Origin of the sequence: Bowdeniella nasicola, from assembly GCF_001907295.1 — a bacterium.
Taxonomy (GTDB): domain Bacteria; phylum Actinomycetota; class Actinomycetes; order Actinomycetales; family Actinomycetaceae; genus Bowdeniella; species Bowdeniella nasicola.
Genome location: NZ_MQVR01000027.1, coordinates 12,537 through 29,410 on the forward strand (window position 1 = coordinate 12,537; position 16,874 = coordinate 29,410).

General features: G+C 66.9%; 12 protein-coding genes and 1 pseudogene. 10 read left to right on the top strand and 3 right to left on the bottom strand.

Going from position 1 to position 16,874, the window contains the following annotated elements:
- The first annotated feature begins 82 nt into the window (after nucleotides 1-82).
- Nucleotides 83-1,336, top strand: a complete 1,254-nt coding sequence (locus tag BSZ39_RS05930) for an MFS transporter (protein WP_073716452.1) — start codon at nucleotides 83-85, stop codon at nucleotides 1,334-1,336.
- A 3-nt stretch (nucleotides 1,337-1,339) separates the two neighbouring features.
- On the opposite strand, the gene BSZ39_RS05935 is transcribed toward BSZ39_RS05930, so the two are convergent.
- On the bottom strand, nucleotides 1,340-3,190 hold the full coding sequence (locus BSZ39_RS05935; RefSeq protein WP_073716453.1) for a dolichyl-phosphate-mannose--protein mannosyltransferase: 1,851 nt from the start codon (nucleotides 3,188-3,190) through the stop codon (nucleotides 1,340-1,342).
- Between the two features lie 64 nt (nucleotides 3,191-3,254).
- On the opposite strand from BSZ39_RS05935, the gene rsmI reads away from it, so the two are divergent.
- The 9 genes and pseudogenes from rsmI (at nucleotide 3,255) to BSZ39_RS05975 (ending at nucleotide 14,606) form a co-directional block, all read left to right on the top strand.
- Complete coding sequence (gene rsmI, locus BSZ39_RS05940; RefSeq protein WP_073716454.1) at nucleotides 3,255-4,304, top strand: 16S rRNA (cytidine(1402)-2'-O)-methyltransferase; 1,050 nt, start codon at nucleotides 3,255-3,257, stop codon at nucleotides 4,302-4,304.
- A 286-nt stretch (nucleotides 4,305-4,590) separates the two neighbouring features.
- Nucleotides 4,591-6,378 carry a methionine--tRNA ligase gene (metG, locus tag BSZ39_RS05945; RefSeq protein ID WP_073716455.1) on the top strand — a complete coding sequence of 596 codons (1,788 nt, stop codon included), beginning with the start codon at nucleotides 4,591-4,593 and terminating at the stop codon, nucleotides 6,376-6,378.
- A gap of 49 nt (nucleotides 6,379-6,427) precedes the next feature.
- The gene (locus BSZ39_RS05950) at nucleotides 6,428-7,384 is read left to right on the top strand and encodes a TatD family hydrolase (protein ID WP_073716456.1); all 957 of its coding nucleotides are present in this window, start codon (nucleotides 6,428-6,430) and stop codon (nucleotides 7,382-7,384) included.
- 340 nt (nucleotides 7,385-7,724) lie between these two features.
- Nucleotides 7,725-7,889: pseudogene (locus BSZ39_RS14985) on the top strand (ubiquitin-like domain-containing protein); the annotation flags it as partial.
- Between the two features lie 63 nt (nucleotides 7,890-7,952).
- Nucleotides 7,953-8,555 carry an aggregation-promoting factor C-terminal-like domain-containing protein gene (locus BSZ39_RS14990; RefSeq protein WP_425425672.1) on the top strand — a complete coding sequence of 201 codons (603 nt, stop codon included), beginning with the start codon at nucleotides 7,953-7,955 and terminating at the stop codon, nucleotides 8,553-8,555.
- Between the two features lie 100 nt (nucleotides 8,556-8,655).
- Complete coding sequence (locus tag BSZ39_RS05960) at nucleotides 8,656-9,885, top strand: resuscitation-promoting factor (RefSeq protein WP_083602988.1); 1,230 nt, start codon at nucleotides 8,656-8,658, stop codon at nucleotides 9,883-9,885.
- A 416-nt stretch (nucleotides 9,886-10,301) separates the two neighbouring features.
- Entirely contained in the window at nucleotides 10,302-11,291 is a 990-nt protein-coding gene (gene rsmA, locus BSZ39_RS05965; protein ID WP_073716458.1) for a 16S rRNA (adenine(1518)-N(6)/adenine(1519)-N(6))-dimethyltransferase RsmA, read from the top strand.
- Nucleotides 11,292-11,294: 3 nt separating this feature from the next.
- Entirely contained in the window at nucleotides 11,295-12,629 is a 1,335-nt protein-coding gene (locus tag BSZ39_RS14195) for a 4-(cytidine 5'-diphospho)-2-C-methyl-D-erythritol kinase (protein WP_073716459.1), read from the top strand.
- Nucleotides 12,630-12,635: 6 nt separating this feature from the next.
- A complete protein-coding gene (locus BSZ39_RS05975) occupies nucleotides 12,636-14,606 on the top strand; it encodes an ABC-F family ATP-binding cassette domain-containing protein (RefSeq protein WP_073716460.1) in 1,971 nt (656 codons plus the stop codon).
- A 21-nt stretch (nucleotides 14,607-14,627) separates the two neighbouring features.
- On the opposite strand, the gene BSZ39_RS05980 is transcribed toward BSZ39_RS05975, so the two are convergent.
- Both BSZ39_RS05980 and BSZ39_RS05985 read right to left on the bottom strand, forming a co-directional pair.
- Entirely contained in the window at nucleotides 14,628-15,080 is a 453-nt protein-coding gene (locus tag BSZ39_RS05980; protein WP_073716461.1) for a YybH family protein, read from the bottom strand.
- Nucleotides 15,081-15,125: 45 nt separating this feature from the next.
- A complete protein-coding gene (locus BSZ39_RS05985) occupies nucleotides 15,126-15,674 on the bottom strand; it encodes an NADPH-dependent FMN reductase (protein ID WP_222842878.1) in 549 nt (182 codons plus the stop codon).
- Nucleotides 15,675-16,874 lie beyond the last annotated feature (1,200 nt).

The window sequence follows — 16,874 nt, forward strand, 5'->3', positions numbered from 1 at the left end:
CATCTGGCCGCCCTACGCGGCATCATTAGACGGCTCCGCGCCACCCTCGCGGCAGCAGTCAATGTGTTTCGGAGGTTCGCCGATGTCCGCGCGTGCCCAAGCTCGCTCGCTGGCAACTGCCTACCGTGATCTCTTCGCCCTTGCGGGCCCGACGTATATCGTCGTCGGTTTCATTGCACGCGTCCCGCTCGCCATGGCCCAGATGGGCACCCTGCTCATGGTCACGGCCGCGACCGACTCCTATACCGCGGGCGGCACCTGCGCCGGCGCGCTCGCGATCACGAACGCCTTTGGCTCCCCGGTCGCCGGAGCGCTCACCGACCGCATCGGCCAGCGCCGCGTCCTCATCGTCCAGTCGGTGGCCGCGAGCCTCGGCCTGTTCGGCCTCGTCTCCCTCACCCTTACGAGCGTCCCGTGGCCCTTCTACGCACTCGCGGCCGGTATCGCGGGCCTCTTCCTGCCGCAGATCGGCTCCCTGTCACGCATCCGCTGGCGCGAGATCGCGCGCGACGAGAAGGGAGTCAACCGCGAGCGGCTCAACACGGCGTTTTCCTGGGAGGGCGCGGGCGACGAAGCGAGCTTCGTCCTCGGCCCCGCCACCGTCGGCATCATCACCGCGCTGCTCAACGCGCAGGTCGCGGTCCTGTCCGCAGCGATGATCGTCCTCATCTTCGGCATCTGGTTCGCGATCCACCCGACGTCCGCGCTCGTTACCGGCTCGAAGTCCGCAGCGATGCGCATCGGCAGCGCCATCACCGGCATCGCCGCCCTCATGATGACCTCGCAGTTCCTCGTCGGCACGATGTTCGGCTCGGTCCAAACGGGCACGACGGTCCTCGCGCGCGCGGCCGGCAACGAAGGCGCCGCCGGACTGCTGCACGGCCTGCTCGGCGTCGGCTCCGTCCTCGCCGGCATCGCGATCGCAGCCATCCCCGCGACATTCGCCTACGACCGACGCGCGCGCGTCTTCTCGCTCGCGCTGCTGGCCCTGTCGATCCCGCTGCTGTTCGTCGACTCACTGCTCTCGCTCGCGATCGTCCTGGCCATCATGGGCTTTGCGATCGCACCCCTGATGATCACGAACTTCTCCGTCGTCGAACACGTGACATCCCCGACGCGACTCGGCGTCGTCATGACCCTGCTCGCCTCGGTCACCGGCCTCGGCTACGCCGTCGGCTCCGCGAGCGCGGGCCGCCTCGCCGACTGGGGCCGCACCGCCACGTTCGGCGGCGAAGTCCTCGGCGGCTACACGCCCGCCTACGCGGTGACCGTCACCGGCGCGCTACTCGCCGTGATCGTCTCGCACATCGTCGCCGCGCGGATTGCCCGACGCTAAGCGCTACACCCACATTCGCGGCAGCCACATGTGGGCCTGCCAGAACCACTTCGGCACCGTCATGCCCGTCCAGATCGGGAAGAAGAAGACGAACACCATCGCGACGATCGCCACGGCGACGCCCCAGATGATCCGGGAGCGACGCGGCAGCACCCGCGGCGGCGAGGCATCGTCGGACTGCGACACACCCGCATCGGAGGCGGCGGCCTCCTCGGCTTCGATCTGCTGCAGCACGACGGGACCCGCGAGCTCGGGGATCGCGTAGCTCGGCGTTATGACGCCCGGCGCCCATGGCTGGACGATCTGGCCGTCGGCCCGTGCATAGGGAAGCGGCGCGAGTGGCCGCACGTGCCCGGTCAGATACCCGAACGCAAAGACCCAGGCGAGGCAGACGAACGGGACGAACGCAATCGTGTAGAACGTGAAGATCGTGCGATCGGAGAAGATCAGCCACGGCGCATACAGGCCGAGGTAGCCGACGAGGATCGACCACGCGCGCCAGTCGCGACGCGCGATCGCAGCCCACAACACGACGAGCAGGCCGAGCGCGGCGGGCCACCAGATCGCGGGGTTACCGAGCGCGGTGATCGCCTCGGCGCATTCGCCGCGCGACATCACGCAGCGGTCGCCGGGGAGTTTATTCCAGAAAAACGACGTCGGCCGCAGCTGCAGCAGCCAGCCGAACGGGTTCGACTGGTACGTGTGCTCGGAGTGCAGCGAGACGTGGAAGCGGTACGTCGCCGCGTGATACTCCCACAGGTTGTTCAGCACATCGGGCAGCCACGAGCGCGGCACGTCATGCCCGCCTTCACGCAGCCCCTGCGCCCACTGCCGGTAGTAGGCATCCTTGTGCAGGAACCAGGAGAACCACGACGCGAGATAGGTGAGGAACGCGACGGGCACGAGGTTGATGAACGCCGGCAGCCCGCCACGGAAAATGCCGCCACCGATCCACAACCGAGCACCGACGGCGCGCCGCGCCGCGATATCCCACGCGAGCGCGGCCAGACCGACGGCCGCGAGCATGTACAGGCCCGACCATTTCACACCCATCGCGAGCCCGAGAAAGATACCCGCGACGACTAGCCACGGCCGCCACCACACGTGCGGCCCCCACGGGTCGTTCAGCGTCGTTGGATCCTCCGCGATTTTGCGCGCGAGCTTCGCCCGCGAATCATCCCGATCGCGCAGCAGCGCCCAGAACCCGAGCAGCGCAAACAGCATGAGGAAGCCGTCGAGTAGTGCAATGCGCGTTTCGACGAGGTGAATGCCATCCATCGCGAGTAGCGCCGCCGCGGTGATCGCCACCGTCGTCGAGTGGAACAGCCGCGCCGCGATCCGCCCGATCAGCCACACCGAGATGACGCCCGCGATCGCGACCGAAATCCGCCAACCGAACGACGACTCGACGCCAAAGAGCTTGATCCCGATCGCAATCAGCCACTTGCCGACGTCGGGATGCACAACGAACGACGCCTTCGTCTGCAGCGCCGACATGTCGCCCGCCTCGAACGCCGGGTTCGGCTTATCGCCCCACACGCCCGCATAACCCTGCGTCATCAGCGCATAGGCATCCTTGACGTAGTACGTCTCATCGAAGACGAGCGAGTCCGGATAGCCGAGCCGCCACAGGCGCGCCACGGCCGCAAACACGGTGACCATGGCGAGCCCGAACAGCAGCATCGGGGGCATGGGTGTCGGATGGTTCAGCCGCAGCCGGTCGCGCAAAAACGCCTCGCGCGCCCGCAAGGTCTCGAGTTTGGCGAGTGCCACGTGCGTCGCCGTCGCAATCGATGCCGCGCCGCCGCGTTCCTCGTCGGCCGGGGCCTTCGCCTCGGGGGAGTCGTCATTCACACATGGCAGTCTATGTCTGCGACGATAAAAGGACGACAAGCTTCCGCACCTAAAGGTCCTCACGATGCGCATTTCCCCACTCGCCCCCGGCATCACGCTCGCGGCAACTCCGATCGGTAATCTCGCCGACGCATCCTTCCGGCTGCTCGCCGCACTGGGGCAGGCCGACGTGATCGCCGCCGAAGATACCCGCCGCACGCGCCAGCTCGCCGCCGGGCTCGACGTGACGATCACGGGGCGCCTCGTCTCCTTTCATGACCACAATGAGGCCCGACGGGCCGACGAACTAATCGACGCCGCGCGCGCGGGGGAGCGCGTGCTCGTGGTGTCTGATGCGGGAATGCCGACGATCTCCGACCCGGGCTACCGCCTCGCGGCCCGCGCCGCCGCGGAGGACGTCCCGCTCACGGTGATCCCGGGACCGTCGGCGCCCGCAACCGCGCTGGCCGCCTCCGGACTGCCGACGGATGCCTTTGCCTTCGACGGTTTCCTGCCGCGCAAGGGCCGCGACCGCGCCGCCGCACTTGCCCGCATTGCGGCCGAGCGGCGCACGGTGCTGCTGTTCGAATCGCCCCACCGCATCGCCGCGACCCTCGCCGACCTCGCCGCGGCCTGCGGAGCGGAGCGTCGCGGGGCCGTCGCACGCGAGCTGACGAAACTGCACGAGGAAGTCCGCCGCGGCACGCTCGCCGACCTCGCCGACTGGGCGAAGGTGGGCGTGCGCGGGGAGATCGTGATCGTCGTCGACGGCGCCGGTCAGCCCGCCGCCGCGGGCCACTCAGCCTCCGCCACCACCGCCACCCCAGGCCACGCCGCATCCGGCACCACCACCCCGGGCGACCCCGCATCAGCCAACGGCCCCACGTCCGACACGTCGCCGCACTCCGCAGCCGCACCCGTCGACCCGACCCAGGAGCTACCCGGCTTCCCAGCCCCCACCGCCACATCTGACATTTCTCCGGCATCGCCCGACGCCCCGCTCGACCCGGCACTCATCGCCGAGGTCAAACAGCTGTCCAAGCTCGGCCTGCGCATGAAGGACGCGGCCGCCCACGTCGCCTCACGCACGCGCGTACGCGCGCGAGACCTCTATAACGCGGCTATCGTGGATTAACACCACAAGCAAGGAAGACCGCATGAACGAGGCAACGACGCACCGGCAGGACCTCAAGCGCTCGATCATCGCGGCGCTCGCGGGCGCCCTTCCGGCACCGCCGTCGGCATCATCCTCGCCGTCGCCACGCTGAGCGCCCACCTCGCCGTCCTCACCGACCCGCCGCCGCTTGACGCCCGCTCCACCGCCATCGCGGCCGGCCTCGCCCTCATTGTGGCCCTCACCGCAGGTCCGATCGCCGGATCCATAATCGAGCGGCGGATCGGCACGCGCTAGGCTTGAGTCCATGAGTGCAGTGCTATCCGCCGTCGCGTGGCCGTATGCCAATGGGCCACGCCACATCGGCCATGTCGCAGGTTTTGGTGTCCCCTCCGATGTCTTCTCCCGCTACATGCGAATGGCGGGGCACGACGTCCTCATGGTCTCCGGCACCGACGAACACGGCACCCCGATCCTCGTCGCCGCCGACGCCGCAGGCATCACCGCCCGTGAACTCGCGGACAAGAACAACCGCATCATCGTTGAGGATCTCACCCAACTCGGCCTGTCCTATGACCTCTTCACCCGCACGACGACGGTCAACCACTACGACGTCGTCCGCGCGATGTTCTCCCAGGTGCGCGACAACGGCTACATGACGGTCGAAACGACGCACGGCGCGATCTCCCCATCGACGGGCCGCACCCTGCCCGACCGCTACATCGAAGGCACGTGCCCGCTGTGCGGCGCGGCCGGCGCCCGCGGCGACCAGTGCGACTCCTGCGGCAACCAGCTCGACCCGACGGACCTCATCGACCCCGTCTCCCGCATCAATGGCGAGACGCCGACGTTCGTCGAGACCGACCACTACTTCCTCGACCTGCCCGCGCTCGCCAAAGCCCTGTCGGCGTGGCTCGACGAACGCGAAGCCTCCGGCACCTGGCGGCCGAACGTCATCAAGTTCTCCCAAAACATTTTGGACGACATCCGACCGCGTGCGATGACCCGCGACATCGACTGGGGCATCCCCGTGCCCGGGTGGGAAGACCAAAAGACCAAGCGCCTCTACGTCTGGTTCGACGCCGTCGTCGGCTACCTGTCGGCTTCCATCGAATGGGCCCGCCGCACCGGCGATCCCGACGCGTGGCGCCGCTGGTGGAACGATAGCGAAGCCCTGTCCTACTACTTCATGGGCAAAGACAACATCACCTTCCACTCGCAGATCTGGCCGGCCGAACTCCTCGGCTACAACGGCAAGGGCGAGAGCGGCGGAGAACCAGGCGACCTCGGCACGCTGAATTTGCCGACGGAGGTCGTCTCGAGCGAGTTCCTCACGATGGAGGGCAAGAAGTTCGCGTCCTCGCGCGGCATAGTCATCTACGTGCGCGACATGCTCTCGCGCTACCAGCCCGACGCGCTGCGCTACTTCATCTCCGCGTCCGGCCCCGAAACCCAGGACGCCGACTTCACATGGAGCGAGTTCGTCCGCCGCACGAACACCGAGCTCGTCGCCGGCTGGGGCAACCTCGTCAACCGCACGGCGGCGATGATCGCGAAGAACTTCGGCGAGATCCCGACGCCGGGCGAGCTCACCGACATCGATCGCGCGCTCGCCGACCAGATTGCAGCAGGCTTCGACCGCGTCGGCGACCTCATCCGCCACCACCACCAGAAGGCGGCCATCGGCGAGCTCATGAAGCTCGTCGGCGAAGCGAACAAGTACGTCGCCGACACCCAGCCATTCAAGCTCAAGGCGCCGGAGGAGCGCGAGCGCCTTGCGACGATCCTGCACACCCTCGCGCAGGCCGTCTCGGACCTCAACATCATGCTCTCGCCGTTCCTGCCGCACAGTGCGAACCTCGTCGACGCCGCCATCGGCGGTAGCGGCGACGTCGCCCCGCTGCCGCGCATCGAAGAGGTCGAGGACCTCGACGGCGGCCCGGGCTACCCGATCATCACCGGCGATTACTCGACGACGCACGCCTGGGCGCCGCGCCCGGTGACGGCGGGCGCGCCGATCGCGAAGCCGAAGCCGATCTTTCAAAAGCTCGACGACGCGATCGTCGACGAAGAACTCGCACGCGTCGGCCAGTAAGGCCGACGCCGCAGCACCGAAGAGTTAGCCGCCGCAGCACACGAGAGCTATGGGAAAGAAGAAGCCACGCTACTGGCCCGAACTCGAGGACGCCTACGCGTTTCGCGTCATCGATAACCATACGCACCTGCCGCTGACGGAGCGCGAGATCCCGCGCGACAGCGCCGGTGTGGCCTTGCCGCGCATCGAGCAGCTCGTGCGCGCGAAGGCGGCGGGGGTAGACGCGATCATCTCCTCGGCGTGCGACGTGGAAGATATTCTCCTCGCGGCCGAGCAGTTCGCCTCCTTCCGGCCCGACGCCGCTCCCGCCAGTACTGCACCGCTGCCCGACGTCTACTTCGCCCTCGGCATCCACCCGAACGAGGCAGCTGTCCACGCGGGCTACCGCGACAAGAGCCCCGACGGCCTCACCCCGCATGTGAAGGACTTCCACGCTCTCTCCCTCGACGACGCCATCGGCCTCGTCGAGGAGACCGCACGTGCCAACCCGCAGATCGTCGTCGCCATCGGGGAGACGGGCCTGGACTATTTCCGCACCGGCGATGCCGGCCGCGAAGACCAGCGTCGCGCGTTCGCCGCGCACATCGCCCTCGCTAAGGAACTCGACCTGCCGATGCAGATCCACGACCGCGACGCCCACGCCGACGTCGTCGACGTCCTGCTCGCCGAAGGCGCACCCGAGCGCACGGTCTTCCACTGCTTTTCCGGCGACGCCGAACTCGCGTGCCTTTGCAACGAGCACGGCTGGTACATGTCCTTCGCAGGACCCGTCACCTATCCCGCGAACGACGACCTGCGCGCGGCCGTCGCCGCCGCCGATGAATCGCTCCTGCTCGTCGAGACCGACGCGCCTTATCTGACGCCCGCGCCGTTCCGCGGCCGCCCGAACGCGTCCTACCTCGTCGGTCTCACGCTGGAAAAACTTGCCGAGGTGCGCGGCGGCGACGCCCCCGAGCTCGCCGAGCGCATCTACGCGACAACGCGCGAGCTCTACGCCCTCACGTGAACAATCCCTTGAACGACGTCAGAGGTCGTCGTACAGTGAGTAAACGTGCACGCAACGCAGCCCCCGCATGTTGCGTGAACCTCCCTCGACAAAGGATGACGTCTTGACTAAGACAGGCCGCCACGCAGCCAAGCCCTCACTGTCCGCGCGCATGTCCGAGCGTGTCCACGAATTCAAGGCCGCCGGACCCATCCGCCGCAAAATCCTCGTTGGCGCCACCGTCGTCACCCTGGTCGCAGGTAGCGGCGCGGTCGCCGTCACCCAGACCGACCTCCTCGGCACCACCACCGACACCGCCGCCCCCGCGACCGCCGAGGTCGCCACCAGCCGCGACGCCGCCATGGCCTCCCGCGACCTGCAGCGCCTCAATCTCGACGACATCGAGCGCGTCACAATCACCGTCACCGTCGACGGCAAGACGAGCGAATACACCGTCCCCGCCCTGTCCCTCGCCGAGGCGCTCGCCGACGCCGGCATCGTCGTCGGCCTTTTCGACACCGTCTCCGTGCCGCTGTCCCAGCAGGTCACCGAAGGCCTCGCCGTCGAAATAACCCGCGGCAACACCGGCATGACGAGCGACGAGCAGGTCACCGACTTCGAGACGATCGAGAAGAACGACCCAACGCTGCTCAAGGGCAAGACCAAGGTCGAGGCCGAAGGTCGCGCAGGCATCACCCGCACGACGTACCGCCTCACGATGAACGAGGGCGAGGAGACCGACCGCACGGCCCTCGCCACGGTCGTCGTCCAGGAAAAGCAGGACCGCGTCGTGCTCATCGGTACGAAGGAGCCGACGCAGCCGGCCAAGCCCGCCCCCAACCCCAACCCCGGCAACCCCGGCCCGGATCCGGACCCCGCCCCCGTTCCCGCCGGCTCCGCGCGCGATATCGCCCGCGGCATGCTCGCCTCCTACGGCTGGGGCCAGGACCAGTTCCAGTGCCTCGACACCCTGTGGGTGCGCGAGTCGAACTGGAACCACCGCGCGCAAAACCCGTCCTCGGGCGCCTACGGCATCCCGCAGGCGCTTCCGGGTAGCAAGATGGCCACCGCAGGCTCGGATTGGCGCACAAATCCGGCCACGCAGATCAAGTGGGGACTCGGCTATATCAAGGGCCGCTACGGCTCGCCGTGCGCCGCGCTGAACCACTCCTACGCCCGCGGCTGGTACTAAAAACTCGACCGAATCACGCTTTAAGGCGGAATTCCGCTCAATGTGAAGCGCGGCACGATTGCTAGACGCAATTGTCACGAATTTATTACGGTCGACGCTTATGACTGACTTTCCCTCCGAAAACAGCCAAGCCGACGCGACTGCCCCCGCTGCCGCCGTCGCAGACAACCACTCCGCCGACACCACCGAGCAGGCCCCCCGCCGCTCGCCGTGGCGCAAGCGCTCGGCCATTATCGCAGCTATCGCCGTCCCGGTGCTCGTCGCCTCCGGCGCCGGCGTCGCGCACGCCCACAAGTCCGTCTCGATCGACGTCGACGGCAAGGTCCAGCAGATCTCGACGTTCGCTGGCTCCGTTAAGGGCGCCCTCGACACGAACAACATCACCGTCGGTGAGTATGACGTCGTCAGCCCCGACCCGAACGCCGCGCTGACCGAAGGCGCGCAGATCGTCGTCCGCACCGCCAAGCCGATCGAGGTCACCATCGACGGCGCGACCCACACGATCTGGACTACCGCCGACGACACCGCCGGCGCCCTCGCCGAACTCGCCGCCTCCGGCCGCTCCGCCTCCATCGTGGCTGCGTCGCGCTCGAGCGAGCGCCAGGAACTGAAGCTGCCGCTCATCACCGACGGCACCGTGACCATCGTCGACGGCGGCGAGTCGAAGGACGTCCCCGTCACCGGCATCGCCACCCTCGAAGACGTGCTCAAGCAGGCTGAGATTACGCTCGGCGAGCACGACGAAGTCAAGATTACGCCGAAGGACGCGAACCACGTCACCGTGACGATCGACCGCGTCGCGATCGGCGAGCGCTCCGAGACCGAAGAGATCGCCTTTGAGACCGTCGAGAAGAAGACCGACGCGCTGGACGAAGGCCAGACCAAGGTCGTCATCGAAGGCAAGGCTGGCGCGATCGTCCGCACGTACAAGACGACGACGGTCAACGGCAAGGAAACTAACGCCGAACTGATCGACGAGCAGCGCACCGAACCGACCACCAAGGTCGTGAACGTTGGTACGAAGGCGAAGCCGAAGCCGTCGAAGTCCTCGGACTCGAAGCAGCCCCCGGCCACCGGCGGCGCCCCGTCCTCGGGCGTTTGGGCGGCGCTCGCGCAGTGCGAGTCGGGCGGCAACCCGCGCGCGGTCTCGGCGTCGGGCACGTACCACGGGCTGTACCAGTTCTCGGTCGCTACGTGGCGCGCGGTGGGCGGTTCCGGCCTGCCGAGCCAGGCGTCGCCTGCTGAGCAGACGATGCGCGCGCAGATCCTGCAGAAGCGCTCGGGCTGGGGCCAGTGGCCCGCGTGCTCGGCCAAGCTCGGCCTGCGCTAACCTCCGGCCTGCAGCAATGCCGACGCTCCTCCGGCTAGCTGGCGTCCGCACCAAGCCCCTCCGCGAGTAACTCGCGAACGCTGGCACCTTCCGCCAGCAAAGAACGCGAACCGGCTGGACCATCGCGGTCCGGCCGGTTTTGCGTACCCGCGCCAATACTCCACATCAACCCGTGTACCCTCACAGCCACCGGCGCCGTGCCGTCGCACCCGCCAGTAGCCCGAGCTCTCACAGCCGCCCGCAGCCACCAGCACCGCGCCGTCGCCGCCGCAGACCAATACCTTCGCAGCCGGCGCTCTCGTACCCACCCGCGCCCTCGCGCGCGCACGCGCGCGTAGGCACGTACCCGCGCGCGTAGGCACGTGCACCCGCGAGCACATGAGGCGTCCTCCCAGGTACGCGCTAGGCTTGCTTTCGTGACGATCCGACTGCTCACCCCGCCCGACATCCGCGCCCTCGCCGAGCAGCTGCAAATCCGCCCCACCAAAACACTGGGCCAAAACTTTGTGCACGACGCGGGCACGGTGCGCGCGATCGCGGCCAGCGCGGACATCGGACCCGGCGATCACGTCGTCGAAGTGGGCCCCGGCCTCGGCTCCCTCACGCTCGCGCTCCTCGAAACCGGCGCGGCCGTCTCCGCCGTCGAAATCGACCCGACGCTCGCCGAGGCGCTACCCGCCACCGTCGCACGCTTCGCCCCCGACGCCGCCGACCGGTTCGCCGTCACCTGCCGCGACGCCCTCTCGATCGAAAGCCCGACCGACCTCGCCGTCCCCGCCGCGGTCGCTTCGTCCAACCCCGACGCCGCCGCGTCGTCTAACCCCGGCGCCACCGCTGCCTCATCCACCGACAGCTTTTCGCCGACGCATCTCGTCGCAAACCTGCCCTATAACGTCGCAGTCCCGATCCTCCTGACGTTCCTCGCAAACCTGCCGACCCTCAAAACGTGCGTGATCATGGTCCAGGCTGAGGTCGCCGACCGCATCGCCGCCGAACCGGGCTCACGCATCTACGGCGTCCCGAGCGTAAAGACGCAGTGGTACGGCACCGCCCGCCGCACGCGCACCGTGGGCCGAAAAGTTTTTTGGCCGGTTCCGAACGTCGACTCGGCAATCGTCCGGATCGATCGCCACGACGATTCCCGCCAGCCCGACGCGACCCGACCCATCTCTCGAACCGACGTCTTTGCGATCATCGACGCAGCCTTCGCGCAGCGCCGCAAAACCCTGCGCGCAGCCCTCGCCGCCTGGGCCGGCAGCCCCGCCGAGTCCGAGGCCATTCTCACCCGCGCCGGCATCGACCCGAAGACGCGCGGCGAACAACTCCGCATCGACGATTTCATCGCCATTGCGCACGCCGCAGCCGCCGCCAACGCGAGGACCGGCCAGCGACGTGGCACGATGTAGATCATGGGCAAGCCCATTACCGTCCGCGCACCCGGCAAGGTCAATCTCTACCTCGCCGTCGGGCCGACGCGCGCCGACGGCTTCCACGACCTCGCCACGGTCTTCCAAGCCGTCTCGCTCTACGACGACATCACCGCCACCCCGAACGACGGCGGCATCACCCTGAGCATGTCCGGGCTGGGGGAGCACCTGCCCGTCGATGACACGAACCTCGCGGTCCGCGCGGCCGCCGCCCTCGCCCGCGAGGCCGGCGTCGACCTGACCGAAACCGGCGTCGACCTGCACATCCACAAACGCATCCCCGTCGCGGGCGGCATGGCAGGCGGCAGCGCCGACGCGGCCGGAACGCTCATCGCATGCGACGCCCTGTGGGGCACGAAACTCCCGAATGATCGACTCCTTGCGCTCGCCGCCGACCTCGGCTCCGACGTGCCCTTCTGCCTGCTGGGCGGCACGGCGGTCGGCTACGGCCGCGGCGAAAACCTCACGCCGCTCCTTGCACGCGGCACCTACACCTATCTTGTCGCGACGATGCTCGAAGGCCTCTCGACGCCTGCCGTCTTCAAGGAGTTCGACTCCGGCCAGTCGGGCCCCGTGCCGCCGCCGGAGGTCGCCCCGACCTTTCTGCGCGCACTCGCACAGGGCGACACCCAACTCGTCGCCTATTTTGGCCGCAACGACCTCATGTCACCGGCGCTCGAACTGCACCGCGGCGCGCGCCATGTCATGGAGTTTTTCTGCCAGCATTCGCTCACGGTGATGATCTCCGGTTCGGGCCCGACGCTGATCGCGCAGGTCGAGTCGGTCGAGCGCGGCGAGGGGCTGGCCGAACGCCTGCGCAACTGGCCGCACGTGGCCGACGCATTCGTCGTGACGGGCCCCGTGACCGGAGTCGAGTTCGTCCCCGACCGGTACGCGCCGAGCCGCACCCGCGACCGCGCGCTCGATTCGCACCCCAACCGCACGCGCGACCAGCGTCCCGACGACGAGTTCGGTGACGACGCGTTCGCGGGCGACTCGGAGCTCGACGCATCGCCGTTTGACACATCCCCATTCGACACGTCGGCGAGCGGTAATTCGGCAAGCAGCTCATCGTCGAGCGACGTGGACGACGCGATCCTGCGCCACCCGTCGCACCGCTCGCGCACCGTGCGCCCGCTGCTGCGCGTCATTCGGAACGACGACGAAATCCCGCCCGACGACGCCGCTCCCACCCCCGACGCCGACGCCACCGCTCTCGACGCACCGCCCGACGGCGCCGGCACCAGCCCCCACGCCGCAACGCCCAGCGACGACGTCCCGCCCCGCACCCCAAACGACCCCAGAACCGACACCTAACCCCGCATGGCAAAACCGCTCATCGTAGCCGAGAACCTCCACCTGTCTTACCCGACGACGACCGTATTTAACTCCGTGACGCTCGGCGTGCACGAAGGCGAGCGCCTCGGCATCGTCGGCCGCAACGGCGACGGCAAATCCTCACTGCTCTCGCTCCTCACCGGCACGCTCGAACCGCACGCCGGTCGCGTCACCCGCCGCGGTGGCGTCCGCATCGGCTACCTCACCCAGGCCGACTCGTTCACCGGCGACGAGACCGTCGGCGAGGCCATCGTTGGCGACGCACCCGAACACGAATGGGCATCCAACCCAGCCATTCGCGACGTCATCGCCGGCACCGTCGCCGACCTCGACTTTTCCACCCGCATTTCAGAACTCTCCGGCGGCCAGCGCCGCCGCGTCGCCCTCGCCGCGCTCCTCGTCGGCGACTGGGACGTGCTCGCGCTCGACGAGCCCACCAACCACCTGGACGTCGAAGGCATCGCCTGGCTCGCGCGCCACATTAAGCGTCGCTGGCCGAGCGGCACGGGCGCCTTCCTCGTCATCACGCACGACCGCTGGTTCCTCGACGAGGTCTGCACCGACACGTGGGAGGTCCACGACGGCATCGTCGAGCCGTTCGAGGGCGGGTACGCGGCGTACGTGCTGCAGCGCGTGGAACGCGACCGCATCGCCGCCGCGAGTGAAGCCAAACGCCAAAACCTGCTGCGCAAGGAACTGGCGTGGCTACGCCGCGGCGCCCCGGCACGCACGAGCAAACCAAAATTCCGGATCGACGCGGCCAACCAGCTGATCGAAGACGTGCCGCCGGTGCGCAACCCGCTCGAGCTGCAGCGCCTGGCGGTGGCACGCCTCGGCAAACGCGTGATCGACCTGGACGACGTCTCCTTCACCTACGACGCATCCCGCACCACCGCCGACACGTCCGCTACCTCCGACGCGCCCGCCACCGCGGCGTCGTCCGCAACCACCGACAACGCCGTACCTCTCTCCGACGCCTCGCCCACGATCCGCGACGTCACCTGGCACATCGCGCCGGGCGAGCGCACGGGCGTCCTCGGCGCAAACGGCAGTGGCAAAACAACACTCCTCAGCCTCATCACCGGCCGACTCACGCCCACCGCAGGCCGCATCCGCGTCGGCACCACCGTGCGGATCGGCAACCTCGACCAGCAGTTCTCCCAGCTCGCCGACATCCGCACCGACCGCGTCCGCGAGGTCCTCGCGCGGACCAAAACCAGCTTCACCGTCGACGGCAAAGACCTCACGCCCGCCCAACTCCTGGAGCGCCTCGGCTTCCGCCGCGAACACCTCTCGGCGCGCGTCGGCGAACTCTCCGGCGGCCAAAAGCGCCGCCTGCAGCTGCTGCTCCTGCTGCTGTCCGAGCCCAACGTCATCGTGCTCGACGAACCGACAAACGACGTCGACGCGGACATGCTCACGGCCATGGAAGACCTGCTGGACTCCTGGCCGGGCACGCTGATCGTCGTCTCGCACGACCGCTACCTGATCGAACGCATCACCGACCAGCAGTACGCAATCCTCGACGGCCGCCTGCGCCACCTGCCGGGCGGCGTCGAGGAGTACCTCCGCCTCCGTAGCACCGAGCAGCGCGGCGGACCCAGCTCCCCAGCATCCCCAGCTAGCCCGAACGCCACCTCTAACCCCAACGCCGTCTCCAGCTCAACCGCAGCCTCCAGCCCCGACGCCGACTCCAGCCCCAACGCCGGCTCCAGCTCCGCTCCGCCCACGCTCTCGGGCGCCGCGCTCCACGCAGCGCAAAAGGAGGTCTCGGCCATCGAGCGGCGCCTCGCCAAACTAGCCTCCCAGGTCCAGCGCGTGCACGAAGACATGGCCGAGCATGATCAAAGCGACTACGAGGGCCTACATGGCCTGACGAGACGCCTCGGCACACTCCAGGCCGAGGAAGCCGAGCTAGAGGAGCGCTGGCTCGAGCTCACCGAACAGATCGGCTAGCTCAAACCCCCGCGCCGCGCTCTACGTCGCGGGCCCGTAGTACACGCTCGAGCGCGAATCCGCCGTATTGATGTGCGTCTGCGTCCCCGGCACGATATCCGTGTTCTGCGCCGCGACGGTGATCCAGCCATCGCCGCGCCGCTCCAGCACGAAGATGAAGATCCCTTCGCGCTCCCCGGCCGGCTCGCCGTCGGGCGAGACCTGCCCGCGCAGGTGCCACTTGCTGTGCACCGTCGCCGCACCCTCGCCAACCATGCGCACGCGCGGCGCACCCATCGTAATAACGGAATCGGGGAAAATCGTCGAGAACCCAAACGCGTGCGATAGCCGAATCCGCGCCCGGTCGTGCCACCACAGTCCGACGACGTTCACAAATTCCGCGTCCTCGGCAAACAGCCCGGCCAACGCGTCCGCGTCGGCCCGATTCCAGGCATCTTCCCACGCCGTCACGACGTCTTCTGGTTGCTGTAGCATCTGCTGTCCTTTCCTCGATCCTCCAGCGCGGCACTCACCGCGCAGCTAGAACGCGTACTGAGCTTCCCGCTCCAGCCGCATGTGTGAGTACGCCCGCGTCAGGACCGCGGTGTCTTCCACTAGACGCTCGATCCGCAGCGTGACATCGTCGCTCACAATCTCGCCCCGGAAGATGTCCTTGGCCTCAACAAAGACGTAGCTCTGAACGACCTGCGCCTTCATGTAGGTCAGGATGGGGCGGAGTTGATGTTCCGCGACGAGATAATGCTTGGCAGATCCCGCCGTCATGATGATCCCGACGACCTTGTCCTGCAGCGCATTGACCGGCAGCAGGTCGAAGACGTTCTTGAGCGAACCGGGGATCGACGCCTGGAAGATCGGACTCCCGATGATGATCGCGTCGGCGCCCATAATGGCCTCGGCAACCATGCGGGTGTCTCCCCGGTACTCGATGTAGTCGCGCCCGTCGGAGAACTGCACGTCCAACTCGGCAAGGTCTATGAGCTGGATTTCGATGTCCGGATCGTATGCGCGGATCGCGTCCATGGCGTAGTTCATCGCGGTGCGCGTGGTCGAGCCCACCGTCGATCTCAAACCACTACATCCTTAATCCTGAAGAGCCCCGTACGACATCTAGCCTAATCAGTTGAAGCGGTGATACTATCGAACTGATAGTCATAATCAGCCATTGAGAAGAGGAAAGCCATGAAGAGGCGAGTACTTGGAACCGCAGTCGCTGCTCTAACCGTGTGGAATCTCACACTAATTCCTGCAAATGCTGATCCCGCGCCGCTGGCCGATGCCGATATCTCTTCTCTGGCGGATTTTTGGGACGCAGTTGGAGTTTCCGAGAACACCAAAGTAGCACTCTTGGCCAAGGCCGAAAGGGGAGAAGCGCCTCTGAGTCTGAATCCGGATGTTGCTCCGACCGACGTAGAACGCAAACTCGTAGGGGTGTTTGAACGTACTACTGAGACATTTGCGGATGGTTCCGTGAGAGTTGCGGACCTGCAGGTGAAACCTGGCGTCGTCGAAAACCCAGGTGATTTTCGAAGTGTACAAGCAGCTGATGGGCTACATGCAGAAGTAGGTGCCTATCGTAGCGCAGGAATAGGTAGTTGTTCAGTAAAGAGCGGGTCCGGTTACTCTAATGCCGACAACTGTCTCGTTCGTGGAGGGACCAGCGCTGTATCGAATTTCTTTTACGCAAGCTATTCCATTCACCCGGGCCCAAGCAATGATGTACTACGAAGTACTAAGAATCCTGGAAAAACCTGTGTCCTCTTTTATACTTGTTCCATTCCTACCCGATCCCAATACGTTGCTAAAGAAACTCCGTCGACGAAGGCTGGTGCCACGTACACTGGGTCTGTTGAAGGGCCTCTATCCTCTAGGACTTCATACCTTAGTATTGAAGTCGGAGGGAATCGCGCTAGAGCAACCTGGTTTATGCCGTAAGGACTAACTGTGACTACTGAGACATTTGATCCGGTCTATGTGAATGAACAGAATGCACTTAACGTTCCTTTGCTGGTTGTCGGCATAGTTGTTATTCTTCTGTTTCTAACCGTCATCACCCTTGCGCTGTGGAAGTGCTTTCGGTGCCGCTAGGCAATGTGCTGGTAGTCGTGCCGAACCCCGCGTGCAGGGGCAACGGCGGTGTGAGAGTTGTTGGCTTTTAGTCCTTCCCACCCCGAATGGGGGGTGTCCCTATGGTGGTTGTCAAGCAGCTGCAGAGATTCGGGGCTCGTATAGCGTGCCTGTTTTCATCATCGCGTACATGACGTTCAGTCG